This window comes from Chryseobacterium sp. CS3K3.1, from assembly GCF_059515165.1.
Window position 1 is genome coordinate 19,389 of sequence record NZ_JCAKRV010000009.1, and the last position, 26,899, is coordinate 46,287.

Below are 26,899 nucleotides of genomic sequence, written 5' to 3' on the forward strand. Positions count from 1 at the left end.
GTTTAATAATAACTCAATATCCAGGTTGTTTAATTGATGATCCCTGAGATCTGTCATAAAAACAGGTTGAAAAGAATAAAATTATAAAGAATATGAGGAAAGTAAAGAAATTTTTCACTTGATAATGATAATTTCGTAAATATATAATTTGATTAAAAATACTACAATGTTTGTAGTAGAATATTGAAAAAAACACGTTGAAAAAATTCGGATAATTTTGGACAATTTTGTACTTTTGTATGTTTGCTGAAATCATATATGTCACAAGAAATAAATCCAACCTACTCCGAAGATAATATCAGAACCCTCGATTGGCAGGAACACATCCGTCTGCGCCCCGGTATGTACATCGGGAAGCTCGGTGACGGTTCTTCTGCTGATGATGGTATTTATATCCTGCTAAAAGAAATTCTTGATAACTCTATTGATGAGTTCAGGATGAGAGCAGGAAAAAGAATTGAAATCAAGCTGGATGACGGTAAAGTTACCATCCGTGATTTTGGTCGTGGGATTCCATTAGGAAAAGTGGTAGACGCGGTTTCAAAAATGAATACCGGAGGTAAATACGACAGTAAGGCGTTTAAGAAATCTGTAGGACTGAACGGGGTCGGTACCAAGGCGGTAAATGCCCTTTCAGATTATTTCAGAGTTCGTTCTTTCCGTGACGGAAAAATGAAAGCTGCCGAATTCTCCCGTGGGATGATCAAAGAGAACTTTGACGAGAAAGAAACTTCGGACAGAAACGGTACCGAAATTTCCTTTATTCCTGATGGAGAGATCTTCCTGCATTTCAAATACAGAAAAGAGTATATCGAAAGAATGCTCCGTAACTATGCTTACCTGAATCCGGGACTCAAAATTCTCTTCAACGGAGAAACCTACTATTCTGAAAACGGTCTTAAAGACTTGTTGGAAGAAGAGCTGGAAAGCGATATCCTTTATCCGATTGTTCATTTGAAGGATGATGATATTGAGGTTGCCATTACCCATTCCGACAAATCACAGACAGAAACCTATTTCTCTTTCGTTAACGGACAGAATACAACGCAGGGAGGAACACACCTGAATGCTTTCCGTGAAGCGTATGTGAAAACAGTTCGTGAATTTTTCAATAAAAGTTTTGATGCTTCTGATATCAGAAAGTCGATCATTGCCGCAATTTCCATCAACGTGGAAGAACCTGTTTTTGAATCCCAGACCAAAACAAAATTAGGATCCAATGACATGGGACCCAACGGACCTACCGTAAGAACATTCATCATTGATTTCCTAAAGAGTAAACTGGACAATTTCTTACACAAAAATCCGGAAATAGCAGAAGCAATTCAGAGAAAAATCTTAATTTCCGAAAGAGAAAGAAAAGAGCTATCCGGAATTCAGAAACTGGCCAGAGAAAGAGCAAAAAAAGTATCTCTTCACAATAAAAAACTTCGTGACTGCAGGCAGCATTATAACGACCAGAAAGCCGAAAGAAAAGGAGATACCCAGATCTTTATTACCGAGGGAGATTCTGCATCGGGATCGATCACAAAATCCAGAGATGTAGAGACTCAGGCTGTATTTTCACTGAAGGGTAAACCGCTGAACTGTTATGGTCTTACCAAAAAAGTGGTGTATGAAAATGAAGAATTTAACCTTCTTCAGGCAGCTTTAAATATTGAAGAAAGTCTGGAAGACCTGAGATACAATCAGGTAATTATTGCTACCGATGCCGATGTTGACGGGATGCACATCCGTTTGCTGATGATTACTTTCTTCCTGCAGTTCTTCCCGGATCTGATTAAAAACGGACACCTTTATATCCTTCAGACTCCGTTATTCAGAGTTAGAAATAAAAAAGAAACAAGATATTGCTATACAGAAATAGAAAGGGTAAAAGCATTAAATGAACTGGGGAAAAATCCTGAAATCACGCGATTTAAAGGATTAGGAGAAATTTCTCCTGATGAATTTAAGCACTTTATTGGTAAAGATATCCGCCTGGAACCCGTAGTAGTAGGAAAAGACCAGACGATTGATCAGCTTCTGGAATTTTATATGGGGAAAAATACTCCGGACAGACAGACTTTTATTCTTGAAAATCTTGTGGTAGAGGATGATACAGATATTGATAAAAAAGAACTCCTGGATGAAGTAGAAAATTAAAAAAACTGTAACTTTAAAAAACTGGTTGTAAGGCCATTGCAGACTGAAAAAAGCACAACTTTGGATGAAGTAGGAATTATAGTACTTACACAGCCAAAAAAAATAAAATGAGACTAAGTAACCGTAATAAAGCATCAATTTATAATTTTTTATGCACGTTGCTTTTGATGATAACCGTGGTTGGCATCATCGCATTTGCTGCTAATGAATATAGGTTTAATGCAGTGGGGAAAGAAAGTTATTTATTGATTATTGTTCCTGCTCTGCTGCTGATTATCTTTTACATCAGCGGAAGACAGATTTTTGAATATGACAGCGATGGAGAAGCTTTGAATTTTAAAAACAGGAATATCATTCCATTTCTGGATAAGCCTCTTCACGACGAATTTCCAAAATACAAACTGATCAAATATGATGTAGTCAGTATTCTCTTTTTCAAAAGATTATACATCACCGTTTCAAGTAAGAATAATGGTTCTACTATCCTGAAGTACCAGATCTCTTATTTGAACAGAAAACAAGTAAACGATTTAAAACTCTCTCTGAACAAAGTAGTGAAAACTAATAAAGAGAAAAAAGATAAACTAGATGATGACAGAAGAATATTCGCATGAGGGTGAAAGCTTAAAAAAAGTCTCCGGTCTCTACAAAGACTGGTTTCTTGATTATGCTTCCTATGTAATTCTGGATAGAGCTATCCCTTCAATATATGATGGTTTAAAACCCGTTCAACGAAGAATTATGCACTCCATGCGGGAGCTGGAAGACGGCCGTTACAACAAAGTGGCCAATATCGTGGGAAATACCATGAAATATCACCCGCACGGTGATGCTTCCATTACAGATGCCATGGTGCAGATCGGGCAGAAAGAGTTGTTAATAGATACACAGGGAAACTGGGGTAATATCTATACAGGAGATTCTGCAGCCGCTGCGAGATATATTGAAGCTAGACTGACACCTTTTGCTCTGGAAGTAGTATTTAATCCTAAAACTACAGAATGGACAAAGTCTTATGACGGAAGAAATAATGAACCTATCGATTTACCGGTAAAATTCCCTCTGCTTCTTGCTCAGGGAGTAGAAGGTATTGGAGTAGGGCTTTCCACTAAAATTCTTCCTCATAACTTTAATGAACTTATCAATGCCTCTGTAGCCTACCTGAAAGGTAAGAAATTTGAACTGTATCCGGATTTTTTAACAGCCGGTTATCTTGACGTTTCTGAATATAATGACGGTCAAAGAGGAGGAAAAGTAAGAGCAAGAGCCAAAATTACCCAGACGGATAAGCATACATTGGTGATTTCCGAACTTCCTTATTCTAAAACAACCACTGATCTTATTGACTCTATTTTAAAGGCCAACGAGAAAGGAAAGATCAAAATCAAAAAGATTGAGGACAATACTTCAGACAAAGTAGAAATCCTTATTCATATCCATAATGATGTTTCACCGGATAAAACTATTGATGCTCTTTATGCATTTACAGACTGCCAGGTGACCATCTCTCCCAATGCCTGTGTGATTGTAGGGGATAAACCTATGTTCCTTACGGTATCCGATATTCTGAAAACGAATACGGATCATACAGTTTCATTGCTGAAGAAAGAATTGGAAATTGAGCTTCATGAGCTTCAGGAAAGCTGGCATTTCTCTTCACTGGAAAGAATTTTCATCGAAAACAGAATTTACCACGATATTGAAGAGGTAAAAACCTGGGAAGATGTACTGAAGACCATTGATGCAGGATTAAAACCGCACACCAAACATCTTTTAAGAGCCGTTACGGAAGAAGATATCTTAAAACTGACAGAGATCAGAATCAAGAGAATTTCAAGATTCGATTTGGATAAGTTTAAGGAAAATATCGCTTCGCTGGAAGGTAAAATAGAACAGGTAAAATACAACCTGGCCAACCTGATCGCTTATGCCATTGAGTATTACTTAAATATTCAGAAGAAATACGGTAAAGACAAACAAAGGAAGACTGAGCTTAGAATCTTTGATACGATTGATGCTACAAAAGTAGCCGTAGCCAATGAAAAGTTCTACGCGAATTTTGAAGAAGGCTTTATCGGAACATCTTTGAAAAAAGATCAGTATTTGTTCGACTGTTCTGATATTGATGATATCATCACATTCAGAAAAGACGGAAGTATGAAGGTTGTAAAAGTGGAAGCGAAAACTTTCATCGGAAAAGACATCCTCCATGTTGCCGTATGGAAGAAAAACGATAAAAGGACAGTGTATAATATGATCTACCGTGAAGGTAGGGAAGGACCCTATTATATGAAACGATTCTCTGTAACCGGAGTAACCCGAAATACAGATTATCCGCTGGCTTCAGATAAAAAGGGTTCTGAAACACTCTATTTCTCAGCCAACCCTAATGGAGAAGCAGAAACGGTAACCGTGCTTTTAAAACCAAACCCAAGAATCAGAAAGAACAAAATGGAGATTAACTTCTCCGATCTGGCCATCAAAGGACGTGATTCCAAAGGAAATCTGGTAACTAAGTACGCTGTCAAGAAAGTAGATATGAAGGAAGAAGGAGTTTCTACTCTGGCCCCTAGAAAAATCTGGTTTGATGATACGGTAAGAAGACTGAATGCCGATGCAAGAGGAACACTGCTGGGAAGCTTCAAAGGAGATGATAAAATTCTGACCATCAATACAAACGGTGAAGTAAAACTGGTATCTTTTGACCTGGGGAACCGTTTTGATGACGAATACCTGGTATTGGAAAAATGGAGACCTGCACAGCCGATTACCTGCATCTATTACGACGGAGAAAAAGATATTTATTTCATTAAGAGATTCTTACTGGAAAATACAGTTAATGTACAGACTTTTATGCCATCTGAACATCCGAAATCATTCATTGAAAATGTAATTGTTGCCAACGATGCCACTGCAGAAATCATTTTTGCAAAAGATAAAGGAAAAGAACGCGATCCGGAAACGATAAATATTGATGAGTTCATAGCGGTAAAAGGAATAAAAGCCATCGGAAACCAGTTTACAAAATTCAAAGTAAAGGCCATCAATATTACCATTCCTGAACCGGTAGAAGAGGAGCCTGAAGTATACGAAGATCCCGAACCTGCCGGCGAAACCGATGAAGACGGCGGAATGATCGGAGATCTTTTCCAGGATAACGGGAATAATGAAAATGAATAGATTGCATGTTTATTCAGTTATAACATAAAAGAACATAATGGATATAGTTGTTATCATTATCATTGCAGCCACATGTATTTTTAGCTACATGGGTTTCAATAATACAGCATTATTTGAAAAATATAAATTCAACGTCGGAGCGATCGCGAATCGTAAAGAATATGTAAGGCTGATCAGCTCTGCATTTTTGCACGCAGACTTTATGCACTTGTTTTTTAATATGCTGTCCCTGTATTTTTTCCAGGGCGTGGTTATTAGTTTCTTTGGAGAAATAGGATTTCTGATTCTTTATTTCGGATCCATGATCCTTGGAAACCTATTCAGCCTGCAGATTTATAAAAAGCAGCCGTGGTATTCTGCAATTGGAGCATCAGGAGCGGTTTCCGGAATTATTTTTGCCTCCATAGCTATGGCTCCGAATGAGATCAGTGTCAACTTTTTGCCGGGATGGTTATTCGGAACACTGTATTTCGGATATTCTGTATACATGATGCTGAACCCAAAGCAGTGGGACAACCTGGGGCATGCTGCTCACCTTGGGGGGGCGTTTTTCGGATTGGTTTACTCTATTGTAATGCATCCGCAGCTCGCCATGAGTAATATTCTTTTCCTGGGAATCATGTCACTTCCGCTCATCTATTTAGGATATGAAATTTTTGTAAGAAAGCGAATAGGATAAAAGACTATTTATAATCAAATATCAAAACCAATGAACACATCAGAGTTAAACAGTTTCATCGTGATACTTATCTATGGTTCATTGGTTTTGCTTTCTCTGCTGAAGCTGGCCAACCCCTTAAAAGTAAACCATAAGGCCAATTTCTGGTTTGGGATATTTCTCTTTTTATGGTCTACCTTCTGGCTGGATGAAGTGCTGTTTCTCATTACCGGTTCAGTAATAGAGTTCCACTCCCTGTTTTTAGTCAGAGTTATTCAGTTTTTTACACCTATTGTTTTTTACTTTAGTGTACTGTTCTATACTAATCCGTCTTTTACTTTTAAAACTAAAGATTGTAGATTTTTGATACTTCCTGCAGCTTTTGTGCTGTGTCTCATACTGGTAAAATCAGGGTACGAAAAACCATTTGAATATCTCAGTATTATTCTGATCCTGATCCAGGCTCTCTTTTATACGGGACTTTCCTATATTACCATCAGAAAACATCAAAAGAAAATTCAGCAGTTCTCATCCAATACAGAAGGAATCAATCTGAACTGGTTGGAATATATCATTCTGGTACTGCTTATCGTGAATATTATCTATGTAATTTATAATCTGTTCTATGATCCGAAATCACTGAATTTCTTTATCAATGCGGTCTTTTTATCCGTTATCTACTGCGTGGGATACTATTCTCTGAAGCAGAAGGAAATTTATCCGTTAGAAGAAAAACAAAGACAGGAGCTGATCTCTATTGATGAAGATTCCGGTCCGGAAGAAGTAAAGAAAAAACTGATATCCGATGAAGAACTATTAAAGATTAAAACCTTGCTGGAAGAAATCATGGAGCTTCAGAAACCTTATCTTGACAGTGAACTTAACCTGATCAAGCTGGCGGAAATGCTGTCCGTTTCTACCCACCATCTTTCTTATGTTATCAATACAGGGTTCGGAAAAAACTTCTTCCAATACGTCAATGAGTTTAGAGTTGAGTATGCCAAAAAACTTCTGAAAGAGCCCAACAGTAAATTGTCTGTTTTGGGGATTGCCTATGAAGCCGGATTCAATTCTAAAACCTCTTTTAATACAACCTTTAAAAAAGTGACCGGACAAACACCTTCTGAGTTCAGAAAATAAGTTCAGGTTTATAAACTTTTACTTTTTATTTGTTTTAAATAATTGATTTTCATATAGTTGTTTATTTTAATTTCCTCTTCTTAAAATCAGTTCGTTCAGATAACCCGGAACATTCAGACATCCTCTTTGCGATAGCTTTGTACCATACAATTTAAACTTATGGATACCAAAGAATCATATGCAGTCGTCACGGGTGCAAGCCAGGGACTTGGAAAATCATTTGCTGAACATCTTGCAAAACAAAAAATCAATGTCATTCTTATAAGTCTTCCGGATCAGAATCTCAGAGAATTATCCGGAGAGCTGGAGAAACAGTATGGAATAAAGGCTCATTACTATGAAACAGACCTTTCTGTTAATGAAAATGTAATGAAGCTTACAGAGTGGCTCAACCGTTCTTTTGATGTTCATATTCTGATTAATAATGCAGGACTTGGAGGAACGAAAAAATTTACGGAAGCCTCGTCGGATTATATCAACACTATTCTACAGGTGAATGTGGCGGCCACCTCACTGATGACGCATCAGCTGCTTCCTAACCTTTTAAAACAACCCAAAGCCTATATCCTGAATGTTTCAAGTATGGCTGCTTTTTCTCCGATTGGTTTTAAAACCGTATATCCAGCTTCCAAAAGTTTTATCCATTCATTTTCAAGAGGACTGCATGAAGAACTGAAAGATACCAATGTTTTTGTAAGTGTTGTGAATCCCGGGGCAATGAAAACCAATAAGGATGTGTGTGAAAGAATAGAAAAGCAGGGTCTGATGGGAAGATTAACACTTTTGAATCCTGATAAAGTAGCTTCATACTGCATCCGGCAATTATTTAAAAAAGATTCCGTAATTATGGTGAACCCAATCAGCTGGCTGGTGATGAAAATTTTACCCATATGGATCAAACTGCCATTGATGACCCAGGCTATAAAAAGAGAGATCGAAGCATGAAAAAAGTATGTGTAACCGGAGCAACAGGGCTTCTGGGAACTAATGTTATCCTTAAATTATTACAAAATGGTTATTCTGTTATTGCTCTGGTGCGTAAGAAAAGCAGCTGGCTGGGCGAAGAAAACGAAAATCTGAAGCTTGTGGAAGCGGATCTTCTGTGCGATATTTCTGGGCAGCTGACCGATATTGACTGTATTATTCATGTGGCAGCAGAAACACGTCAGAATCTTATCCGTTATGATGAATACAGAAAAGTGAATTACGAGGCCGTTGTAAATCTCTTTACCCATGCACAATTGATGGGCGTAAAAAAGTTTTTGTTTGTGAGTACTGCCAATACCTTAGGATTTGGAAACACCGCATTCCGGGGAACTGAAAAAGCACCGCAAATTTATCCTTTTACCCATTCACTGTATGCTCAAAGCAAGCAGGCTGCGGAAGATTATCTTTTAAAGAACAGTAAGAACACAGAGGTTATTATTGTTAATCCAACCTTGATGATCGGAGCATATGACAGCAAGCCAAGTTCCGGGAAAATAATCTTCTGGGCATGGAAAAAGAAACTGGTATTTTATCCGAAAGGAGGTAAGAACTTTGTACACGTGGAAGATGCAGCCAATGGAATAGTAAATGCTGTTGAATACGGAAGAACCGGAGAAAAATATCTCCTGGCCAATGAAAATCTGACTTACAGAGCGTTTTTTAAAAAAGTAAACCGGATTACCAATCAGAACCCGGTTATGATTACTATTCCCAACACGCTTTTGAGTCTCATTGGATTAATTGGTGATGGTTTAAGGATATTAAAAATAAAAACAAACCTCAGTACCCCCAATATGAAAGCATTGCAGATTTATAATTATTATTCTAATCAGAAGTCAGCAGACGAATTGGGAATTCAATATCAATCTGTTGATAGGGCAATTGAGGATGCTGTCCGGTATTTTATTGAAAACCCCGTAAATAATAAAAAAACCAGCTCTTAAAAGCTGGTTTCAAGTTATCTTGTTATTTTCTGAGTTACATTTTTATTGGAAATAACGCAGGCTTTGCTGCAGTTATTGGCAGTTGAAATATTAACCTGTACCAATGCCGGTAATGATCTGTATTCTTCACTATTGTAAGGCGCTTCAGTACCATTGCTTCCACCTCCTTTAATATCATACTGTATCTGGGCTACTCCTGTGAATCCTGCCGCAGGTTTGAAAGAAAGCGCTGCGGTAGTTGGGAAATAGGTCCATGTTCCCTGGCTATTGGTGTAGACACCGCCTGTTATATTGGGAATTACAGCTCCGTTATTATCTAAAAAACGAAATGAATTAAAATCAAGGTTATTATAGGAAAGGGTTGGAGGATTCTGGCCATTAGCTGAAGAATAAGCCGCATCATTAAGCAAAGGATAATACGTCGACTTTATCCCTGGACAGCCTGCAAACAAATCATCTGTTACTTCGGCAGCATAAGGTCTTGTAACCCCTAAATTTTTCAGTAAATGTATATTTTTGGCAGCTCCCGTAGATGCTGCAAATCCAATTCTGAAAGTAGAAGGAGGCGAAGTATCCAGAGTCCTTACCGTAGTGTTGGAAATGGTAGTCTCGGTATATTTCAGTGAAGTAGGGTAGTAATAATTGTCAATCACTTTTTCTTTCACCGTTCCGTGCTGGATTTCCAGGGTTATATTGTAACCGCCGGCCGAATTGGGGACAAGGGTAACATATGCTTTACGGAATCTTGCATCATTTTCGTTTTGAGGAATTGTAGTTCCGCCACTTTCGATGCTGAACTGTTGAAGTGCTGTATTTTTAATCCCGATATATTTCCCTGTTGCCGTATCCAGATAAGCAGATCGGTTGCTGCTGGTTGGTAAAGCATTGGTGGCGATACTGTAAAGCAGCGGATAACCGTTATATCCTGCAGGCTCAGCTGAAGACAGATATTGGTTTCCACGCTTTCCTCTTAATGAAACGTTGCTGCGCCCATCTGCCAGTCCCACCCCAAATATTCCGTTTCTGATCCTTTCAGTTTGGTTAAAACTTGTTTTAAAATTTCCGTATTCATCCAGGCCTATTCCCAGGTAACCACCTCTCAGTCCTTCCGTAGATTCTCCTCCGCGTACAAAACTGTATCCTAATCCTCCCCCAAAATACCCAAGGTTAAGCTGATCTTTAGGAATAGAACCATCTACCAGGAATATGGAAATTCCATCTCCTCCGTTGGTATTTCCTCCATAAATGGCAAATTCAAACTCAAATTTGATTCCCTGATCACTTTTGAATATTTTATCTGCCAATATCACTCCTCCTGAAATATTATTCACACTTCGGGTGAGCCTTAGCCCGTCTGTAGTAAAGGTTGCGTCATTCTGAACACCGCTGGTAGCTACCTTATAGGCTTCCTGGGGCTGTAATCCCTGAGTAAAGTTTACAAAATAAGGATAACCCGTTCCCTGTTCGTTCTGAGCCTGGATATTTTGAGAACAGGCAAATAAGGAAAAGGTAAACAAAAACCTTTTGTACCGTAAAATTGAGCTGCTGTTTATCATAACTCAATTATTTAACAACAAAAACAATATTGATAAAAGAACAGTCAGTAGCTGCAGCTTTTACATCATAAGTCATAACTCCGTCATCAGAAATAGAAATATTACTGAATACATTAGGGTCGGCATCGGTTACGTAATAGTACAGATCTTTACTGGACGGGAAAAAAGGAATAGAAGCTGGAGCACTGCTACTCTTTGCTTTTGGAGATCCAAACTGGGTTTTATACAATGTATACAAATCTTTAGTCCGGCCAGTGGCTGTGATGGAAGTGTCAAAAGAAACACTAGGCATATAAAACATTTTTACGGCATTGCTGCTGATACAAAGCCAGTCCGGCTTGAGAGGAGTACCGATATTCTGACTTAAACATTTCTTATCAGTATCGTAGATAAGAAGCGAGTTGGCAGGATTGGCAATGGCATCTCTTTGTAATGTAGTAAGTCTTGGTATCAATAACCCTTTACTTTGACTGTAAACATCAAGAGCGGCACTTCCATCAGGATTGGATGTGTTAATCCCTATCTGAGCAAATGTCAGAGAACTTACTAAAACGACTGGTAGAAATAATTTTTTAATCATGATGTCTTAATAATTTTTTATTTGTGTATTTTTTGTTTTTTGTAGGAAGGAATCTTTAAGAGGCTTAATTCATAAAGGCAAAAGATATAATCACAAGTTCATTAATACAATGAATTGTTCTGCTCAAATAATAGCCAGACGAGACCTTTGTTCAAAAGCTCATCAACAGATATAGCAAGCATGCTTCATAAAGAAAGATCCTATGCCTACCTGGTTGGTCGAAAAATTAAATTGAATTATGTAGCCGTATAAGCTTCTAAATAAGTAAGATTCATATTCCCTCGTGTTTTTTGCAAATATACAAAGAAATGTTCGGATTTTTATGGCTATAGAATTAATTCTAGCCTTCTCTTAATGATTAACATAATTTGAATTGAATTTTTACATAAACTTATAAACCTAAACGGTTATTTTTATTATGTAAATCTTTGTACTGTGGTAAGGAATTAAAAAACAGAAGATGCCGAGACCGTGATATCTCAAATTGAAAAAAGCTTTCGGTTTTTGTATCTAAAGAATTGAGAAATCGTCTATTTTGAAAAATAGACTAGAGCATCGTCCAATGATGGTACAAAATTAATGTGATTTGTTTTATTACTTTCAAAAATAAAATCCCTCATACTTTTGCTTTCATATTTACTGAAATCGCCAACAATAGCCAATCCTATGCGGTAGTTTGAAAACTTCTGGAGAATTTCTCCGGCAATTTTTGTTTTTAAATCGAAGAATTCAGGAGTAATATTTTTTTCGTAAAGAATAACTTTATCAAACCCCTGATAATAGATATTTCCCATAAGATCCAACCCATCTTGTGCAGACCGGATAATGATGTCGTCAGAAATAATTTCTGCAATTTTTATAGAATTGATTTCGTGTTGCTGAATAATCATGTTTATCGTATTGTTTTTTTTATGTCCTGTAGAAAGTTGCCTGGCAGAAATGCATCTCCCTGATTGGTAAGTGCAATAATACAGCTGTTATGCTGCAAATCTCTCCAGAATAAAGCTCTAAAACCGTTCAGGCCACCTGTATGCATTGCTGATTTTTTTCCATTTTTATTCTCTAAGTACCATGCAAAGCCGTAATTTGATATTTGTCCGTCAGATAACTGGAAAGGAGAATACATCATACTGATATTTTCTTTATTAATAAAAGAATTGTTTCGCAAAGCCTGATCAAATTTATAGAGATCTTCAGGAGTAGAGTAGATTCCACCGTCACCGGTTGTTAAAATTGAATAATCATCAGGCTGCTTTTGTTCATTATATCCCGATGCTCTATTGTGAATAACTGTCCCATGTTCATACACATAAGTGTTATTCATTTTTAATGGAGTAATAATCTGTTCATTGATGAATGCACTGTATGATCTACCTGAAACCTTTTCAATAATCAGGGATAGAATGATATACCCGGTATTGCTGTACTTAAATTTGCTGTCCGGAACAAAATCAAGATTTTTAAGATTAAACAGCCAGTTTATTACCTCCTGATTCGTTAATCCTCTTTTAGAAAACAGGTTTTCATAATCCCTGATTCCTGAAGTGTGATGCAAAAGCTGTCTGATCGTAATGTTTCTGGCATATTCAGGAAGCGTTATAAACCGGGACGCTTTATCATCAAACTTCAACAAACCTTTTTGCTCCAGCATGATAATAGCTGCTGCAGTGAAGGGTTTACTGAGGGATGCAATATAAAATGAGGTATTTTTATCTGTTTTCAGCCCTTTTTCAAAGTTGCGGAAACCCAAAGCCGTATCACAAACAATCCTGCCGTTGTTCACAATCAAAACGGAACCATTGAACTCTCCTTTACTATAATATTTACTCACCACATCCCGAGGATGCTTTTGGCAGGATACCAGCTGCATAATCAGTGAAAGACAAATAACGATGTTCCATAGTAAAGTTTTCATAGGTTAGGTGTGTATGAAAACAAAATTACTTATTTCCTTCCATAAATGAATCTGTCGTTTTCAGATAAATCCTTCAATAATTGTGCATTAGAAAAATCCAGATATAATTCCAGTGTTTCAGGACCCAGTTTCTGATTGATTTCAAGAAACAAAAGTCCGTTCTCATTCAAATACTTTTCAGCATCTTCCGCAATTTTTCTGTAAAAGATCAAAGCATCCGAAGTAGGGGAGAAAAGGGCCATTTTAGGTTCAAATTCTTTCACAGAATCAGCAATTTCGATCTCTTCTTCAATCCCGATGTAGGGAGGATTTGAAATGATGATGTCATAATTTTCAGCCAGATCAAAATTAAGGTAGTCGGCATGAATGAACCGGATTTCCAATTGGTGATACTCTGCATTTCTTTGGGCTGTCTTCAAAGCTTTTTCAGAAAAATCAATAGATGAAACCTCTGCTTCCGGGAAATGTTTCTTTAAAACCAATGGAATAACTCCGCTTCCGGTACCTATATCCAAAATCTTTAACCCTTGAAGCTTAAACTCTGAACCTTTAATCTCCCTGATAGCAATTTCCAATAATTCTTCTGTTTCAGGGCGGGGAATCAGAACATTTTCATCCACAAAGAATTTCATTCCGTAAAATTCTGTTTCACCCAATATCTGCTGATAAGGTCTTCCGGTTTTAAGTTCTGAAACAATATGATCAAGTTTTTCTTTATCATCCATCAGAAGTTCCTGTTCAGCAAATCTTCTTTGCTGAAATGAATCGAAACCTACGATCTGCTGAATGAATAAAGACGATAAAAACACACTTTCCGAGTCTGTATAAAGATCGGAAAGCTCTGTTTTGAAATATTTTTTAAATGCTGAAATTGTCATTTATCTTGTAAAAACCAGTTTTGTATCTGTTGACTTTTCTTCATCAATTCTGTATCCCTCATAGTTGAATGCTTTTACATCCTCCAGTGTTTTGGCGTTGGTTTCTGCACAGAATCTGACCACAAGACCTCTGGCATGCTTTGTATATACCACGATGGTCTTCAGTTTTCCGTCTTTTAATTCATAGAAATCGAAATCAATTACTGTATGGTTCAGTTTCTTTCTGTCGACTACTTTTCCATATTCGTTGCTGGCAAGGTGAAGGAGGATTTCTCCTTTTTTCATTTCAGCATTCAACTGCTCTGTAATCTTTTCTCTCCAGAATTCGTATAGGTTTTTGTATTGCTCAAATTCAAAAGGACGGCCCATTTCAAGCCTGTAAAGCATTACTTTATCAGATGGTTTCAGTAAACCGTAAAGCCCGGAAAGGATTCTGTAGTTTTTTTGAAGGTAATCTACAGCATTTTTATCCAGTGTTTTAGCATCAAGACCTCTGTAAACCTCTCCTGTAAAGGCAAACATAGCAGGAGCAGATTCTTTTGCTGTAGGTTTGGACTTCCATTTTTGATTTCTTTCCCAGTTTTCATCAGCAAGCTTTGGGGATATTTCCATAAGCTCGGAAAGGTATTTGGGTGATTTTTCTTTTAAATAAGATTGTATCAATGCTGCATCTTCAATGAATCTTGGAGTAGTGGTTTTCAACAGATCCGTTGAATTTTCCGTGTTCATTAATTTGGCAGGAGATGTTATAATTTTCATAATGTTAAAATACAGATAAGTGTTTAATATCAATACAATTCATGACCACCATTGCGATAAAATCAATCATAAAATGACAGATGATCAGAATTTTAATATTTGAATAGCGTTTATAAAATACAGCAAACACGATTCCGATAAAAAAAGGTCCAAGAACCTGGCTTATGGTACCGTAAGTGCTGTGCAGAATTCCAAACAAGACAGCTGAAATAACAATGGCAACTGTCGGGTTATTATATATTTTTTCAATCCTGGGCTGGATATAGCCCCGCATCAGAAATTCCTCTACAATAGCAGCCGTAAGGCATGTAAAAATAACTAAAAAATAATTATTTCTAAGAATGGGAACAAGGTTGAGAAGCTTCTCACTTATTTTTTCCTGTGTAACGAACATGACGACTGCATTCAGAATCACTCCGCCAATCAGACAGATAAAATATAAGCTCACAACAGCTTTGATGTAAAATGTTGCGGAATATTTCTTCTCCTTTTTAAGAAAAAAAGCACTTTTCTCAATAAAGACATTGTATAGAAATACAGTGATAAGAACTATCCATAGTATAATTCTGCTGAGAAAGAAATTGGTTTCTGTTATTCCTCTTATTCCTGTTATTGTGGTGACAGCAGGGAAAGAATACAGCATGGCTGCAGCTAAAATAGCAAAAGTGAGTAAAATTCCTACAGCATATTTCCCGGTAAGATTCATCATTCAGTACCCTAAACCTTGAACTTTAAATTAAATGATCCCTTTTCCCTGACGGATGATTTCCGGTTCTCCTGAAGTAAGGTCTACAATCGTAGAAGCTACATTGTCACCATACCCTGAATCAATAACGATATCTACCAGATGATCATATTTTTCTGCAATAAGTTCAGGATCGGTAGAATATTCGATAATTTCATCATCATCTTTAATGGAAGTGGATGCTATGGGATGGCCCAGTTTTTCAACAATAAGCTGCGGAATCGGATGATCCGGAACACGGATACCAATTGTTTTGTGGCCTTTATAGGCTAAAGGTAAACTTTTGTTGGCTTCAAGAATGAAGGTAAACGGCCCGGGAAGATGACTTTTCAGAAATCTGAAAACTGATGTATCGATAGGTCTTGTAAAGTCAGAAAGATGGCTGAGATCATTACAGATAATTGAGAATTTAGACTTGTCAAGCTTCATTTTTTTGAGCTGAGCCAGCTTTTCCATGGCTTTTATATCAAAAATATTACAGCCTAAAGCATAAATAGTATCTGAAGGATAGATAATCAGCCCGCCATTGTTTAATGTTTTAATAACCTCATTCACAAGATTTTCCTGTGGGTTGTCTGGATAAATTTTTAATATTTTTGCCATAAAACAAAGATACAAATAATAAAATAGTTTTTATAAAAGTCCTTTATTTAAAAGAAAAATTAGGATTTGTAAAAATTATTCGTACCTTTGCAATCCAATATCGCGGGATGGAGCAGTAGGTAGCTCGTCGGGCTCATAACCCGAAGGTCATCGGTTCGAGTCCGGTTCCCGCTACTAAGCAAGTGTTTTCGGTAAACACTCTAAAAATACACCGCGGGATGGAGCAGTAGGTAGCTCGTCGGGCTCATAACCCGAAGGTCATCGGTTCGAGTCCGGTTCCCGCTACTAAGTAAGTGTTTTCGGTAAACACTCTAAAAATACACCGCGGGATGGAGCAGTAGGTAGCTCGTCGGGCTCATAACCCGAAGGTCATCGGTTCGAGTCCGGTTCCCGCTACTAAGTAAGTGCTTTCGGTAAGCACTCTAAAAATACACCGCGGGATGGAGCAGTAGGTAGCTCGTCGGGCTCATAACCCGAAGGTCATCGGTTCGAGTCCGGTTCCCGCTACTAAGCAAGTGTTTTCGGTAAGCACTCTAAAAATACACCGCGGGATGGAGCAGTAGGTAGCTCGTCGGGCTCATAACCCGAAGGTCATCGGTTCGAGTCCGGTTCCCGCTACTAAACGAAAAATCGGTATGACTTATTGTTATACCGATTTTTTATATGTTCTGTCTAAAAAAGCTTAATTAAATAAACATACTAATTAAGCTTGTAAATTCTATAGTATTTTTAAGATCTGTTGATGGTATCCGATAGTATGATATTGCATAATTATTGAATTAGTTCAATTGAATTTTCATCTGTTAAATTTTGCAGTTTTTGTTTTTGTATATTTCGTACCGTTTCCATAGACTCTGATGTTATAGTGGTCTCCGAGTTTGAAAGTGATCCGATCATATTATTAATGAAATTCTTTTTCGCCTCTTGTAAGCCCGCTATAGAAGTTTCCGTAGAATTCTCATATCTTTTTTTCCTTACTGTCAATTCCATACCCTTCAGTTTCTCGCTTGATACAGATTTTACAAGTTCATAGTCATAATCCCCATTTTGATCCGATATTTTAATAATCAACCCCGGTAATCCTGTAAATTTATAAGGGCCGTACGAGAGGGGAATATCGGTGGAATACCAGGCGATCCAGTTTCGCCCTTTGTAATTAAGTTCAGCTTTTTTACAGTTAAATGATTTTATCACTTTGGACTCATTAATAAGTTTCCAGTTGTTTATGATAGGTTCTTTATAGGAAAGTAATGTCATCCCGATATTTTCAAAATATTGAATGTTCTGATTCGATTGGATAATCGTGTACGGGAATTTGGTTTTTGGGAAAGATTTTCCCCTAAAATCTATATTTGAATATCCGTTTACGGTAGCTTTTTTAAACTCACTTTGAAACACAGAATCAAATTTTACAGCTTTTTCACTGATAAAAAAAGCCCGGTCATTCAAGACTTGTAAAGAGAAAAACTCTTCATGTATATAGTTGGGGGTTGATTTGTTTATTTTCCCTTTTAATAAATAGGTGAAGTCCGCAACAAGGGCTTCTTTTCTTTCTGTCTGAGAATAAAATAATACAAATAAAAAGAAGGAAAAAAATAAAGAAATTTTCTTAGAGTTACTCATGATATTATGATAAATAAAAACTGCACTTACAGTTTATTGTTATTATTACTGTAAGTGCAAGATATAATTAAAAAATTAATTACAGTAATTTGCTTCAAGAGCTTCTGTCCATGCCATTATCTGTGCTTCACTCCAGTTAGACTGATTAGTTACCGCAGCTACACCACAGCTTGTAGTATAATAGATTGGATAAAATTTGGAATATTTCTTCTTTGTTTTAGAATCTTTCTTCAAAACTTCTATTCGGTTTTCTTTTTGAATCTTAGACGTAGTTGATTTCTCGTTCTTAGATGGAGCTGTAGCAGCACTCATGATTCCCGCTGTAAGAATTCCAGCGATTAAAATAATTTTTTTCATGGTTTTAAAATTTAAAATTAATTGAGTCGCGAATATCCGAGCGTCTTTGTTGTCAAAGGTTCTCTTCTGTTTTCATTTTTGTAAATCTAGGACATTACTACTTCTAATATATGTTTCAAAAATGATATTCTGATAACTGCTTAAATACTATCGTAATAATCAAATTTATATAACCATTAATTAATTTGATTACGGTTTTCCATAAGGAAAAATATAAAATTTTTTTATAGCAGCTTAAATTTTATAGAATTCTGTTTTTATTCTCTGGTCATTGCAGACAAAACGATGTTGGTGTACATTTGAATCATTCCATATTCATTTCCTTCCATTTTTTATAAGCTTCTTTCATACAATGCCCGCAGGGACGATAACCATTTTCTAAAGCTTCTTTCTCATCTGTGAAGAAAACCCTGTTCTCTTTCTTCATTCTTTTTCCTGAGCGGCAGCAGAGCAATCCATAGATTTTCAGTTTTTTATTTCCTCCAAAACGAATTTCTCTGTGATGGATTTTACTTCTTAGACTTTCGGTTGGGATCTGAGAGTGCTGAATCATGATTTACTTATTGAATAATTAAGCAGTCGCATCATGGAAGATAATACCCAACGCGTAGCGGTTTCCTTCTTTAACTTCACTTACACCATGTTTCATATTGACCCTGTAATAGCCTTTGGTTCCTTTCTCTGGTTTAAACTGAGTCGTAAAAATAAGTACATCTCCTTTTTTGGGTTGCAGAACAATAGCCTTTGACTGAGCTCTGGGAATCTGCTGGGTAAGCACAAACTCACCACCCGTAAAATCCTTGCCGGGTTCGCTGAGCATTAAAACAATCTGAATGGGAAAATAAATATCGCCATATAAATCCTGATGCAGCGTATTAAATCCTCCTTTTCCATATTTTAAAATTAATGCCGTCGCTTTTTGCTGCCCGTTAAGATGACATTGGTTTAAGAATTCCTGATGATCTGAAGGAAATTGGGTGTCTATTTGTAAAGCTTTAAACCATGCATTGGCGACAGGCGCCAGATAAGGATAAATAGTTTTTCGTATGGTTTGAATAATTTCAGGTAATGGATAGTTAAAATATTTATATTCACCCAATCCGAAACGATGTCTGGCCATGACAACTGTTTTCCGGTAAAAAGCTGGATGATCATAATCCAATTTCAGTTTTTCACATTCGTTTTCTGACAGCAGATTATCAATGATGGCATAGCCGTTTTGATGCATTGTTTCCGTAAGGCTTTCCCAGTCAATATTCTTGATTGTATGAATGATATCTTTCATTATTTTGATTTTATTCTGCAAAAATCCATAGTTCTTCAGAACAATACAATCCGAAACATGCGGTATTTTTATCGATGAATAAAGAGTTATAAAATATCTGGCCTATTGATTTAATATATTTCTGGATGATACCACTGGTCCTGTTTAAGGCTACCTTTGCCCTGTTAATAAAATAGATATAACGATGAATTACATTATTAAAAAGGCAAGTCTTGAGGATCTTGATGAAACAGCTGAATTGTTCAATCTTTATCGTGTTTTTTACAGACAGGAATCAGATGTTGAAAAGGGGAAGGCTTTTCTCAAAGAAAGGTTTTTAAACAGTGAATCCGATATTTTTCTAGCAGTAGCGGACGGAAAAGCCGTAGGATTCGTGCAGCTTTACAAATTATTTCACTATACCAAATTGCAAAAACAATGGCTGCTAAGTGATCTGTTTGTTCATCCGGACTATAGAGGAAAAGGTCTTTCTGTAGCATTAATTGACCGAAGTAAACAATGGTGTGAAGAAACAGGAGCGTGTGGACTTATGCTTGAAACTGAAAAAACGAATGATATAGGAAACACATTGTACCCGCGCTGTGGGTTTGAATATGACGGACTGCATAATTACTACCACTGGTGGAAGTAGAATAAGGCTATTCAGTACTGATCATAGCGCAGCTTTTTCAGCTACTTTTACTTCTATAAGGACAAGTAGTATTAGTTCTACAGTTCTGAACGTTTAATTCTACAGGTATTTTCAGCCAGCAGAAGGGTATAATCCTATTTTTGTAAAGCTCTTACAGATCATGGGTAGGACAGTTGATCTGTAGAGCGTATGCAAAAAAATCTCTGCCTATTTTCTACTTTTTCCCCAAGGTTTTATGATTAGTACCACAAAACTGCTTTTTCCGGCGGAGATTTTTTGCTTTTGAATACAAAAAGAGAATGACGATCGTCATTCTCTTTTTGTATTCTTAAAATATATTTAAATATTATTGAGCCAGTTGAGTGTAAGGAGTAAGCTTGTTGTCATCAGACATCGTCTGTCCCAGAAAGTCTCTTTTCTGATCCGCTTTCATTCTGCCTGCAGCATCATTGGCATTGAAATAAGCTTCACTTAGTTTTGTAGCGATATCAGCAGGTTTGAAATCGAATTTTGTATCTCCTTCAACTCCAAGATAACCGTTTTTTCTTGTAAGGTTGGTAATATAATTGTTGTAATTGATCATTGTTCCTCTCATCATATTGTTATGGTATTCCATACATTTCTTAGCTTTTTTAGATGAATTGTTCAGGATACAGTTTTTCATGTTGTTTCTGTATAAAAACCATTCAGATTCTACAATACCATATTCTCTACCCAAAGCAATCTTTCCATTATTCACAATATTATTATCGCCTTCTTTTGTAGCGATCGTCTGAAGATGTTGAATAACCAATGGAACGGTAGCTTCGATTTTTGATTTTGTATCTTTCAGTATGCTAAGATCGGCAGCAGGAGAACCCTTCTTTTGTGCTGTAGTAACATTAAAAATAAGCAGTAATAGTACAATCAGTAAATTATATCTTTTCATGAGAAATTTTTAAAGCACTAAAATAAATATAATTTCCCGGTTAAAACAAATTCATTTTAATTTTATTTAATAAAATTTAACAAGTTTTAAGAATTTACCTCTGAATTGCTTCTTTTTCTATCGATTAAGCAGGCTATATTTTCACTCTCTTAAAAATTTAATATATTTTAACTATTTTTATTTAATTGATTATCAGTTGTTTAATGTTTTGCTGGTGTTTATCACTAAAAAAATAGTTGTTTGATTCGATTTTATTTCTACATTTGTATAACTAATTTCTTAGTGATATAGAAGTCAAAAGGTTTATATCACGATAAATGATAAATGAACAGGATATGAAAATTCAGACTTTAACAAAAGCAGAAGAACAGGTAATGCAGTATTTATGGAAAATAGAAAAAGGATTTCTTAAGGATGTTCTTGATCTTTTTCCGGAACCCAAGCCCCATACCAATACGGTATCTACCATTTTAAAAGTGTTGAAAGACAAAGAATTTGTAGACTATCGTGTACATGGAAGACAGCATGAGTATTTTCCGCTGGTTTCAAAAGAACAGTATTCCGGGAAAACCATGAAAAGCCTTGTAAAGAACTATTTCAAAGGCTCTTACAAAAGTGCCGTTTCATTTCTGGTAGAAAAAAATGAAATGACGGTAGAAGATCTTGAGATGCTATTGGACGAACTCAAAAATAAAGACTAAAACCTATGGAAGCAATACTTTTATACTTTGGAAAAATTATTTTATGTTCGGGTGTAACATTTTTGTATTATCAATTGTCTTTAAAGGACAAGACATTCCATCATTATAACAGATTTTATCTGCTGGCAGCAATTGTGATATCCCTGTTATTGCCACTCATCAGAGTAGATGATTTTACGATAGAGGTGAATAATGATATATATATGCTTCTTGACAAGATTCAGAATTTTAATTCAGAAAAAAATATAAACAATGGTAACCTTTATTTTAACATTATTTTTTCAGCTCTGGGACTGGTTTCTTTCTATTTTCTAGGAAGGCTGCTGTATGGGATTTTTAAAATCCAGCAGTTTAAAAATCAATTTCAGAAAGAAAGCTTTGACGGGATCAACTTTTACCGTACAGACCTTAATGAAGCTCCATTTTCCTATTTTAAAAACCTGTTCTGGAAGAATACAATTACCCTGCATTCTGATATCGGAAAACAGATTTTAAAGCATGAAATGGTGCATATTGAGCAGAAACATTCCTTTGATAAGATCTTTATTGAGATTATTACTTCTGTGTTCTGGTTCAATCCGTTTTTTCATATCATCAAAAAAGAAATTAATCTCATCCACGAATACCTGGCGGATAAAAAAGCCGTACAGCAGTCGGACACCAAAGCATTTGCGCAGATGCTTTTAGCAAGCCACTTTTCCGGAACACAGTTGCCTGCAGCCAGTCCGTTTCTAAGTTCAAACCTTAAAAAAAGACTTAAAATGTTACAAAAACCAAAAACCAAGTTCGGATATGCGCGAAGAATTCTTGCATTGCCGGTTTTATTTACCGTAGCGTTTGCTTATCTGGTAAATGCGAAGAACAGAGAAATCGAAGAAACCAATCTTTCTATTAAAAAAGCAGTTTCAGAAATAAAAAAAGATACCATCAGACCTGAAAAATCGGTTCAGGGAAATATCCCGGAATTAAAAACCTTATCACCTGGTGAACACAAAAAATTGACTGATCTTGAAAAAAAGATAAAAGAAAAAGAGAAGGAACTGAAAGGATTGGATCCGGAAAGTGATGCCTTCAGTGATAAAATTGAAGAAATAAGTAATCTGGCATCAGAGATAGGAGAGATGGCGGCCAAAGTTGAAGTTGATAAATATTTCAATTCTGCTGAATGGAAAAATCAAATGAAGGAACTTGAAAATATGGATCCTCTTGATAAGAAAGAACTTCGCAAAATAAAAAGAGCAGCTAAAAAAGCGGGAAGAGAGGCTGCAAGAGCTGTAAAACACATTGTTCCGCCCACACCGCCTAATGCACCGGATGCACCTCTGGCGCCAATTGCTCCAGAAGCTCCACTAGCCCCAAAGGCTCCCAAAGTAGTTTACTTTAAAAATAATAACACCGTTTATTATAAGGATCTGAGTGCTAAAGAAAAAGAAGAAGTACGCAAAGCAATGGCAGAAGCCAGAGATGCGATGAAAGAAGCGGTAAAAGCCAGAGTGGAAGGTGAAACAGCAAGAGCTGAAGGAGACAGAATCAGATTGAAGGCTGAAAGAATCAGAATTGATGGGGAAAAAATCCGAAAACAAGTTGAAAAAGCCCGTGCAGAAGCAGAGAAAAGATCTGTCAGCTTTAGAAACGGAGCATTTATTAAATTTGACGGTAAACCTGATGTAATTGTAATGAATGCTGATTTTATCAAAAAGGATGGCAACGGAAATATTGCCATGAATGGGGTGAAAAATTTCAGAATAAGCGGTAATGATGATGTACAATACAAGTATTATATTGACGGAAGGGAAGTTTCTAAGGATGATGTAAACTCATTGGATACAAGCAATATATCGAAAGTTAATGTCAATACTCAGAAAAAAGGAGAGGTTAAGCAAGGGGAAATAAGAATCGAAACAAAGAAATAAAGTTCCATCAGGCTTTGTCAGTTTCAGATTGGCAAAGCCTTTTTTTAAACATACATTATGAAAAGTAAAATTCTATTTTTTTTATTTCTGGGTGTGCTTGTCAGTGCACAGGTCAACAGGTTTTTTTATGAATACAAATTTATTCCGGATTCCAATAACAAGGAAGATGTAAAGACAGAAATGATGTTGCTTGATATTGATAAAGAGGGATCAAGCTATTACAGCCGTGATAAATTTGTATCAGATTCTATTGGAAAGGCAGAACTTGAAAAACAGTTAAAAGCCGGAGGTGGAAATATCAGTGTTAACAGACGGGAAAAGCCCGGGCAGGTTTCTTATAAAGTTACCAAACAATATCCTGATTTCAAAACCTATCTTTTCAGAAGCATTTCCACAGATAAATATAAAATAAAAGAAGATCAGAAACCGGAATGGAAAATATTGGGCGAGAAACAAAAAATAGGAGCGTATCAGGCTCAGAAAGCCACTGCCAGTTTTGGAGGAAGGGAATGGATAGCCTGGTTTGCAACAGATCTTCCTTTTCAGGATGGGCCTTATGTCTTTTACGGTCTTCCCGGTCTTATCGTAAAGATTGAGGACACCACCGGATCTCATATCATGACGATGATAGGTAATAAAACGATTAATACTCCGGCTGCTGACTCGGAAATGCAGATGCCTGATCATGTAAAAGTGTTGGGAATAGGCGGAAAAGAACTGGAAGTCACAAAAGATCAGTTCAAAAAAGTATGGAAGGCTTATATAAATGATCCAGCAAAGAATATGAGAGAAATGTTGATGAAAAATGGTGATGGCAATACCAAATTTAGTTTCAAGCTGAGAACAGGAGATGGTAAAGAAATCTCAGATCCCAATCAGGTACTTAGGGAAATAGAAAAAAATACTAAAGAAGCCCTTAAAAAAGATAACAATCCGATTGAACCGGATCTGGTAAACTAAAAATTATATTTTCTAATATCTGCAGGATGGCATTTTTTGTCATCCTGTTTTTTGATAAAAGAAGTCAAAGAAAATGTGATCGTATCAATTTATAATGTTATAATATATTTTTTTATCTTTCAATAAGCAATAAGCAATAAGCAATAAGCAATAAGCAATAAACTTTATATCTTATGACAGAAAAGGAAAAATGTGCAGCCGGACTTTTATACAACGCCAACTACGATAAAGAATTAATAGAAGAACGCATTGCATGCAAAGATTGGTGTCAGGAATATAATGCTCTAAAAAATTCCGATTCCGAAAACCGATTCCGATTGCTTAAAAGCATTATCGGCAGTATCAAAGGGAATATCTGTATAGAGCCCAGTTTCTGGTGTGATTACGGATATAATATAACCGTAGGAGAGAATTTCTACGCCAATCACAATCTGGTCATTTTGGATTGTGCCAAAGTAGAGTTTGGTGATAATGTGTTTATCGGTCCCAACTGCAGTTTCTATACCGCAGGCCATCCTCTTGATGCAAAGCAAAGGAATGAAGGACTGGAATATGCACATCCCATCAAAGTAGGTGACAATGTTTGGCTGGGAGGAAACGTTGTTGTACTTCCGGGTGTTTCTATCGGAAATAATTCTGTGATTGGAGCTGGAAGTGTGGTAACGAAAGATATTCCTGAGAATGTAGTAGCCGTGGGAAATCCGTGTAAAATGGTGAAAAATATTCCCAAAGAATAATATGCAGAATCATTATAAAGTAAAATCCCGAAACAATGTTCCGGGATTTTTTATGTAATAAGGATCAGTGATTATGCTAATTTCTGAGAATCTGCAACAAACTGAGCCAATCCGCTGTCTGTTAATGGGTGCTTCAATAAGCTCAGGATCGGAGGAAGTGGAGATGTGATAACATCAGCTCCGATCTTAGCACAGTCGATGATATGCATTGAGTGACGGATAGAAGCTGCAAGGATTTCAGTTTCGTACATATAGTTATCGAAAATCAATCTGATTTCCTGAATAAGGTTCAAGCCGTCTGTAGAAATATCATCCAATCTTCCTAAGAAAGGAGAAACATAAGTTGCTCCCGCTTTAGCTGCCAAAAGAGCCTGCCCCGGAGAGAAGATCAATGTACAGTTGGTTTTGATACCTTTATCGGAAAAATATTTTAAAGCTTTGATTCCATCTTTGATCATCGGAATTTTTACAACGATATTCGGGTGAATAGCAGCCAATTCGTCTCCTTCTTTAATCATTTCTTCATACGTTGTAGAAAGAACTTCCGCAGAAATATCTCCGTCTACAAGCTCGCAGATCGTTTTATAGTGGTTTTTGATGGCTTCAGCTCCCTGAATACCTTCTTTTGCCATTAGGGAAGGGTTGGTTGTTACACCATCTAAAATTCCAAGGTCTCTTGCTTCCTTGATTTGCTCTAAATTAGCTGTGTCAATAAAAAATTTCATTTTGATAAATAGATTTATTGATACAAATATAGGGAATTAATTGGGTTATGAGGTATGAATTTTAAGTTACGGGGTTTTGGGTTTGCAGGGGTAGAGTGAGAGGGTTTGAGGGTAAACGGGTTTGGCTGTGGGAGTGTATGAAAGTAATGGTTTTGAAATAATAAAAAAAGAAATTCCTAGATATTCGTCAAACTGTTATTTTTGCTTCTAGCTTCTAGCTTCTAGCTTCTAGCTTCTAGCTTCTAGCTTCTAGCTTCTAGCTTCTAGCTTCCAGCTTCCAGCCAGACCAACTTAAAATACCATCCATGAAAAACAATAGTTTCAGCGCCACATTGGAAATCATAGGAATTAATCCTTTTGTATTTGTTCCGGAAGAAATATTGGACACGATTTTTGAAAAATCCGGAAGAAATAAGAGCCCAATCGCTGTAAAAGGAACGGTGAACGGGAAAGAATTCAAACAAAACCTCATGAAATATTTAGGTGAGTGGAGGCTTTACGTGAATCTGATTATGCTGAAAAATTCACCGAAAAGAATCGGGGAAATTATTGAAGTTGTTCTGGAATATGATGATTCCGACCGAAGTATACCTATTCATCCTCAATTAGAAAAGGCAATCAAAGAAAGTGCTTTAGCTGCGGAAAATTTTGAAAAGCTGATTCCTTCAAGAAAAAATGAGCTGGTAAGGTATATTAATAATTTAAAAACCGAAGCCAGTATTCAGAGAAATATTGAGAAAATCATCAGGCATCTACATGGTGAAACAGATTTTTTCGGAAAGATGATTGAGTAGGATCATAGCAAGACAAAATTTCAAATAATTACCGGAAATCTGGAATTATAAAAGATTAACTCTGCAAAAAATATATTTTAAATTTAATGCAAAGATTAGCTTAAATTCTCTTATTCCTAAGTGTGCTAAGAAAGCAACAATGTTGCTGATGAAGC

The 26,899-nt window shown here is 36.5% G+C and carries 27 protein-coding genes and 5 tRNA genes; 18 read left to right on the forward strand and 14 right to left on the reverse strand.

The window, feature by feature from the left end; genetic code table 11:
- Positions 1 to 258: 258 nt before the first annotated feature.
- The 7 genes from AC5YGI_RS10135 to AC5YGI_RS10165 all read left to right on the forward strand — a co-directional run bounded on the left by AC5YGI_RS10135 (position 259) and on the right by AC5YGI_RS10165 (position 9,054).
- On the forward strand, positions 259 to 2,145 hold the full coding sequence (locus AC5YGI_RS10135; protein ID WP_227943794.1) for a DNA topoisomerase IV subunit B: 1,887 nt from the start codon (positions 259 to 261) through the stop codon (positions 2,143 to 2,145).
- A 107-nt stretch (positions 2,146 to 2,252) separates the two neighbouring features.
- A complete protein-coding gene (locus AC5YGI_RS10140) occupies positions 2,253 to 2,759 on the forward strand; it encodes a hypothetical protein (RefSeq protein ID WP_330746651.1) in 507 nt (168 codons plus the stop codon).
- Positions 2,734 to 5,325, forward strand: a complete 2,592-nt coding sequence (locus AC5YGI_RS10145) for a DNA gyrase/topoisomerase IV subunit A (protein WP_410493551.1) — start codon at positions 2,734 to 2,736, stop codon at positions 5,323 to 5,325. Before AC5YGI_RS10140 ends, AC5YGI_RS10145 begins: the two co-directional genes overlap by 26 nt.
- Positions 5,326 to 5,362: 37 nt before the next feature.
- The gene (locus tag AC5YGI_RS10150) at positions 5,363 to 6,004 is read left to right on the forward strand and encodes a rhomboid family intramembrane serine protease (RefSeq protein WP_137905634.1); all 642 of its coding nucleotides are present in this window, start codon (positions 5,363 to 5,365) and stop codon (positions 6,002 to 6,004) included.
- 30 nt (positions 6,005 to 6,034) lie between these two features.
- Positions 6,035 to 7,123, forward strand: coding sequence for a helix-turn-helix domain-containing protein (locus AC5YGI_RS10155; protein ID WP_454512163.1), 1,089 nt, complete (start codon positions 6,035 to 6,037; stop codon positions 7,121 to 7,123).
- Positions 7,124 to 7,282: 159 nt separating this feature from the next.
- Positions 7,283 to 8,068: an SDR family NAD(P)-dependent oxidoreductase gene (locus AC5YGI_RS10160; protein WP_330746649.1), complete on the forward strand. Its 786-nt coding sequence runs from the start codon at positions 7,283 to 7,285 to the stop codon at positions 8,066 to 8,068.
- A complete protein-coding gene (locus AC5YGI_RS10165) occupies positions 8,014 to 9,054 on the forward strand; it encodes an NAD-dependent epimerase/dehydratase family protein (protein WP_496168197.1) in 1,041 nt (346 codons plus the stop codon). The genes AC5YGI_RS10160 and AC5YGI_RS10165 overlap by 55 nt, the downstream gene beginning before the upstream one ends.
- 14 nt (positions 9,055 to 9,068) lie before the next feature.
- Here AC5YGI_RS10165 and AC5YGI_RS10170 read toward each other — a convergent pair whose 3' ends face one another.
- The 8 genes from AC5YGI_RS10170 to AC5YGI_RS10205 all read right to left on the reverse strand — a co-directional run bounded on the left by AC5YGI_RS10170 (position 9,069) and on the right by AC5YGI_RS10205 (position 16,090).
- Positions 9,069 to 10,610: an L-type lectin family protein gene (locus tag AC5YGI_RS10170; protein WP_330746647.1), complete on the reverse strand. Its 1,542-nt coding sequence runs from the start codon at positions 10,608 to 10,610 to the stop codon at positions 9,069 to 9,071.
- A 7-nt stretch (positions 10,611 to 10,617) separates the two neighbouring features.
- Complete coding sequence (locus AC5YGI_RS10175) at positions 10,618 to 11,190, reverse strand: phage tail-like protein (RefSeq protein WP_496168200.1); 573 nt, start codon at positions 11,188 to 11,190, stop codon at positions 10,618 to 10,620.
- 530 nt (positions 11,191 to 11,720) lie between these two features.
- On the reverse strand, positions 11,721 to 12,080 hold the full coding sequence (locus AC5YGI_RS10180; RefSeq protein ID WP_496168202.1) for a DUF4180 domain-containing protein: 360 nt from the start codon (positions 12,078 to 12,080) through the stop codon (positions 11,721 to 11,723).
- Between the two features lie 2 nt (positions 12,081 to 12,082).
- On the reverse strand, positions 12,083 to 13,105 hold the full coding sequence (locus tag AC5YGI_RS10185; protein ID WP_496168204.1) for a serine hydrolase domain-containing protein: 1,023 nt from the start codon (positions 13,103 to 13,105) through the stop codon (positions 12,083 to 12,085).
- Between the two features lie 29 nt (positions 13,106 to 13,134).
- Positions 13,135 to 13,983 (reverse strand): peptide chain release factor N(5)-glutamine methyltransferase, encoded by an 849-nt coding sequence (gene prmC, locus AC5YGI_RS10190; RefSeq protein ID WP_496168206.1) that lies wholly within the window; start codon positions 13,981 to 13,983, stop codon positions 13,135 to 13,137.
- Positions 13,984 to 14,742 carry a peroxide stress protein YaaA gene (yaaA, locus tag AC5YGI_RS10195; protein WP_446105656.1) on the reverse strand — a complete coding sequence of 253 codons (759 nt, stop codon included), beginning with the start codon at positions 14,740 to 14,742 and terminating at the stop codon, positions 13,984 to 13,986.
- A 4-nt stretch (positions 14,743 to 14,746) separates the two neighbouring features.
- Positions 14,747 to 15,451, reverse strand: a complete 705-nt coding sequence (locus AC5YGI_RS10200; RefSeq protein ID WP_496168208.1) for a CPBP family intramembrane glutamic endopeptidase — start codon at positions 15,449 to 15,451, stop codon at positions 14,747 to 14,749.
- 27 nt (positions 15,452 to 15,478) lie between these two features.
- Complete coding sequence (locus tag AC5YGI_RS10205; RefSeq protein ID WP_202838779.1) at positions 15,479 to 16,090, reverse strand: L-threonylcarbamoyladenylate synthase; 612 nt, start codon at positions 16,088 to 16,090, stop codon at positions 15,479 to 15,481.
- 101 nt (positions 16,091 to 16,191) lie between these two features.
- Here AC5YGI_RS10205 and AC5YGI_RS10210 point away from each other — a divergent pair.
- The 5 genes from AC5YGI_RS10210 to AC5YGI_RS10230 all read left to right on the forward strand — a co-directional run bounded on the left by AC5YGI_RS10210 (position 16,192) and on the right by AC5YGI_RS10230 (position 16,708).
- Positions 16,192 to 16,264: transfer RNA gene (locus AC5YGI_RS10210), tRNA-Met, on the forward strand.
- Positions 16,265 to 16,302: 38 nt separating this feature from the next.
- A tRNA-Met gene (locus AC5YGI_RS10215) sits at positions 16,303 to 16,375 on the forward strand.
- 38 nt (positions 16,376 to 16,413) lie between these two features.
- A tRNA-Met gene (locus tag AC5YGI_RS10220) sits at positions 16,414 to 16,486 on the forward strand.
- Positions 16,487 to 16,524: 38 nt separating this feature from the next.
- A tRNA-Met gene (locus AC5YGI_RS10225) sits at positions 16,525 to 16,597 on the forward strand.
- A 38-nt stretch (positions 16,598 to 16,635) separates the two neighbouring features.
- Positions 16,636 to 16,708, forward strand: a tRNA-Met gene (locus AC5YGI_RS10230).
- A gap of 153 nt (positions 16,709 to 16,861) precedes the next feature.
- Here AC5YGI_RS10230 and AC5YGI_RS10235 read toward each other — a convergent pair.
- From AC5YGI_RS10235 to AC5YGI_RS10250, 4 genes are all read right to left on the reverse strand, one after another.
- Positions 16,862 to 17,713: a GLPGLI family protein gene (locus AC5YGI_RS10235; protein WP_330746640.1), complete on the reverse strand. Its 852-nt coding sequence runs from the start codon at positions 17,711 to 17,713 to the stop codon at positions 16,862 to 16,864.
- A 75-nt stretch (positions 17,714 to 17,788) separates the two neighbouring features.
- Positions 17,789 to 18,070 carry a hypothetical protein gene (locus AC5YGI_RS10240; RefSeq protein ID WP_110010973.1) on the reverse strand — a complete coding sequence of 94 codons (282 nt, stop codon included), beginning with the start codon at positions 18,068 to 18,070 and terminating at the stop codon, positions 17,789 to 17,791.
- Positions 18,071 to 18,374: 304 nt separating this feature from the next.
- On the reverse strand, positions 18,375 to 18,623 hold the full coding sequence (locus AC5YGI_RS10245) for an Ada metal-binding domain-containing protein (protein ID WP_330746639.1): 249 nt from the start codon (positions 18,621 to 18,623) through the stop codon (positions 18,375 to 18,377).
- Between the two features lie 18 nt (positions 18,624 to 18,641).
- Positions 18,642 to 19,355 (reverse strand): 2OG-Fe(II) oxygenase, encoded by a 714-nt coding sequence (locus AC5YGI_RS10250; RefSeq protein WP_496168212.1) that lies wholly within the window; start codon positions 19,353 to 19,355, stop codon positions 18,642 to 18,644.
- A gap of 184 nt (positions 19,356 to 19,539) precedes the next feature.
- Between AC5YGI_RS10250 and AC5YGI_RS10255 the strand changes: the two genes are divergently transcribed.
- Entirely contained in the window at positions 19,540 to 19,986 is a 447-nt protein-coding gene (locus AC5YGI_RS10255) for a GNAT family N-acetyltransferase (protein WP_496168214.1), read from the forward strand.
- Positions 19,987 to 20,332: 346 nt separating this feature from the next.
- Here AC5YGI_RS10255 and AC5YGI_RS10260 read toward each other — a convergent pair whose 3' ends face one another.
- On the reverse strand, positions 20,333 to 20,914 hold the full coding sequence (locus AC5YGI_RS10260) for a hypothetical protein (protein WP_227943778.1): 582 nt from the start codon (positions 20,912 to 20,914) through the stop codon (positions 20,333 to 20,335).
- 335 nt (positions 20,915 to 21,249) lie between these two features.
- Here AC5YGI_RS10260 and AC5YGI_RS10265 point away from each other — a divergent pair, with 335 nt between their 5' ends.
- From AC5YGI_RS10265 to AC5YGI_RS10280, 4 genes are all read left to right on the forward strand, one after another.
- Positions 21,250 to 21,615, forward strand: coding sequence for a BlaI/MecI/CopY family transcriptional regulator (locus AC5YGI_RS10265; RefSeq protein WP_202838784.1), 366 nt, complete (start codon positions 21,250 to 21,252; stop codon positions 21,613 to 21,615).
- 5 nt (positions 21,616 to 21,620) lie between these two features.
- Positions 21,621 to 23,528, forward strand: coding sequence for a M56 family metallopeptidase (locus AC5YGI_RS10270; RefSeq protein WP_496168217.1), 1,908 nt, complete (start codon positions 21,621 to 21,623; stop codon positions 23,526 to 23,528).
- A gap of 57 nt (positions 23,529 to 23,585) precedes the next feature.
- Positions 23,586 to 24,488: a GLPGLI family protein gene (locus AC5YGI_RS10275; RefSeq protein WP_496168219.1), complete on the forward strand. Its 903-nt coding sequence runs from the start codon at positions 23,586 to 23,588 to the stop codon at positions 24,486 to 24,488.
- A gap of 173 nt (positions 24,489 to 24,661) precedes the next feature.
- Positions 24,662 to 25,225, forward strand: a complete 564-nt coding sequence (locus AC5YGI_RS10280; RefSeq protein ID WP_496168221.1) for a sugar O-acetyltransferase — start codon at positions 24,662 to 24,664, stop codon at positions 25,223 to 25,225.
- Positions 25,226 to 25,296: 71 nt separating this feature from the next.
- Here the strand turns inward: AC5YGI_RS10280 and fsa are convergent, their stop codons facing one another.
- On the reverse strand, positions 25,297 to 25,950 hold the full coding sequence (fsa, locus tag AC5YGI_RS10285) for a fructose-6-phosphate aldolase (RefSeq protein WP_002978975.1): 654 nt from the start codon (positions 25,948 to 25,950) through the stop codon (positions 25,297 to 25,299).
- A gap of 305 nt (positions 25,951 to 26,255) precedes the next feature.
- On the opposite strand from fsa, the gene AC5YGI_RS10290 reads away from it, so the two are divergent.
- On the forward strand, positions 26,256 to 26,744 hold the full coding sequence (locus tag AC5YGI_RS10290; RefSeq protein ID WP_496168224.1) for a YdeI/OmpD-associated family protein: 489 nt from the start codon (positions 26,256 to 26,258) through the stop codon (positions 26,742 to 26,744).
- Positions 26,745 to 26,899 lie beyond the last annotated feature (155 nt).

Excerpts from the sequence above, each read along its gene's own strand:
- AC5YGI_RS10135 (WP_227943794.1), top strand. The coding sequence starts at position 259 with ATGTCACAAGAAATAAATCCAACCTACTCCGAAGATAATATCAGAACC.
- AC5YGI_RS10140 (WP_330746651.1), top strand. The coding sequence starts at position 2,253 with ATGAGACTAAGTAACCGTAATAAAGCATCAATTTATAATTTTTTATGC.
- AC5YGI_RS10145 (WP_410493551.1), top strand. The coding sequence starts at position 2,734 with ATGATGACAGAAGAATATTCGCATGAGGGTGAAAGCTTAAAAAAAGTC.
- AC5YGI_RS10150 (WP_137905634.1), top strand. The coding sequence starts at position 5,363 with ATGGATATAGTTGTTATCATTATCATTGCAGCCACATGTATTTTTAGC.
- AC5YGI_RS10155 (WP_454512163.1), top strand. The coding sequence starts at position 6,035 with ATGAACACATCAGAGTTAAACAGTTTCATCGTGATACTTATCTATGGT.
- AC5YGI_RS10160 (WP_330746649.1), top strand. The coding sequence starts at position 7,283 with ATGGATACCAAAGAATCATATGCAGTCGTCACGGGTGCAAGCCAGGGA.
- AC5YGI_RS10165 (WP_496168197.1), top strand. The coding sequence starts at position 8,014 with ATGGATCAAACTGCCATTGATGACCCAGGCTATAAAAAGAGAGATCGA.
- AC5YGI_RS10170 (WP_330746647.1), bottom strand. The coding sequence starts at position 10,610 with ATGATAAACAGCAGCTCAATTTTACGGTACAAAAGGTTTTTGTTTACC.
- AC5YGI_RS10175 (WP_496168200.1), bottom strand. The coding sequence starts at position 11,190 with ATGATTAAAAAATTATTTCTACCAGTCGTTTTAGTAAGTTCTCTGACA.
- AC5YGI_RS10180 (WP_496168202.1), bottom strand. The coding sequence starts at position 12,080 with ATGATTATTCAGCAACACGAAATCAATTCTATAAAAATTGCAGAAATT.
- AC5YGI_RS10185 (WP_496168204.1), bottom strand. The coding sequence starts at position 13,105 with ATGAAAACTTTACTATGGAACATCGTTATTTGTCTTTCACTGATTATG.
- prmC (WP_496168206.1), bottom strand. The coding sequence starts at position 13,983 with ATGACAATTTCAGCATTTAAAAAATATTTCAAAACAGAGCTTTCCGAT.
- yaaA (WP_446105656.1), bottom strand. The coding sequence starts at position 14,742 with ATGAAAATTATAACATCTCCTGCCAAATTAATGAACACGGAAAATTCA.
- AC5YGI_RS10200 (WP_496168208.1), bottom strand. The coding sequence starts at position 15,451 with ATGATGAATCTTACCGGGAAATATGCTGTAGGAATTTTACTCACTTTT.
- AC5YGI_RS10205 (WP_202838779.1), bottom strand. The coding sequence starts at position 16,090 with ATGGCAAAAATATTAAAAATTTATCCAGACAACCCACAGGAAAATCTT.
- AC5YGI_RS10235 (WP_330746640.1), bottom strand. The coding sequence starts at position 17,713 with ATGAGTAACTCTAAGAAAATTTCTTTATTTTTTTCCTTCTTTTTATTT.
- AC5YGI_RS10240 (WP_110010973.1), bottom strand. The coding sequence starts at position 18,070 with ATGAAAAAAATTATTTTAATCGCTGGAATTCTTACAGCGGGAATCATG.
- AC5YGI_RS10245 (WP_330746639.1), bottom strand. The coding sequence starts at position 18,623 with ATGATTCAGCACTCTCAGATCCCAACCGAAAGTCTAAGAAGTAAAATC.
- AC5YGI_RS10250 (WP_496168212.1), bottom strand. The coding sequence starts at position 19,355 with ATGAAAGATATCATTCATACAATCAAGAATATTGACTGGGAAAGCCTT.
- AC5YGI_RS10255 (WP_496168214.1), top strand. The coding sequence starts at position 19,540 with ATGAATTACATTATTAAAAAGGCAAGTCTTGAGGATCTTGATGAAACA.
- AC5YGI_RS10260 (WP_227943778.1), bottom strand. The coding sequence starts at position 20,914 with ATGAAAAGATATAATTTACTGATTGTACTATTACTGCTTATTTTTAAT.
- AC5YGI_RS10265 (WP_202838784.1), top strand. The coding sequence starts at position 21,250 with ATGAAAATTCAGACTTTAACAAAAGCAGAAGAACAGGTAATGCAGTAT.
- AC5YGI_RS10270 (WP_496168217.1), top strand. The coding sequence starts at position 21,621 with ATGGAAGCAATACTTTTATACTTTGGAAAAATTATTTTATGTTCGGGT.
- AC5YGI_RS10275 (WP_496168219.1), top strand. The coding sequence starts at position 23,586 with ATGAAAAGTAAAATTCTATTTTTTTTATTTCTGGGTGTGCTTGTCAGT.
- AC5YGI_RS10280 (WP_496168221.1), top strand. The coding sequence starts at position 24,662 with ATGACAGAAAAGGAAAAATGTGCAGCCGGACTTTTATACAACGCCAAC.
- fsa (WP_002978975.1), bottom strand. The coding sequence starts at position 25,950 with ATGAAATTTTTTATTGACACAGCTAATTTAGAGCAAATCAAGGAAGCA.
- AC5YGI_RS10290 (WP_496168224.1), top strand. The coding sequence starts at position 26,256 with ATGAAAAACAATAGTTTCAGCGCCACATTGGAAATCATAGGAATTAAT.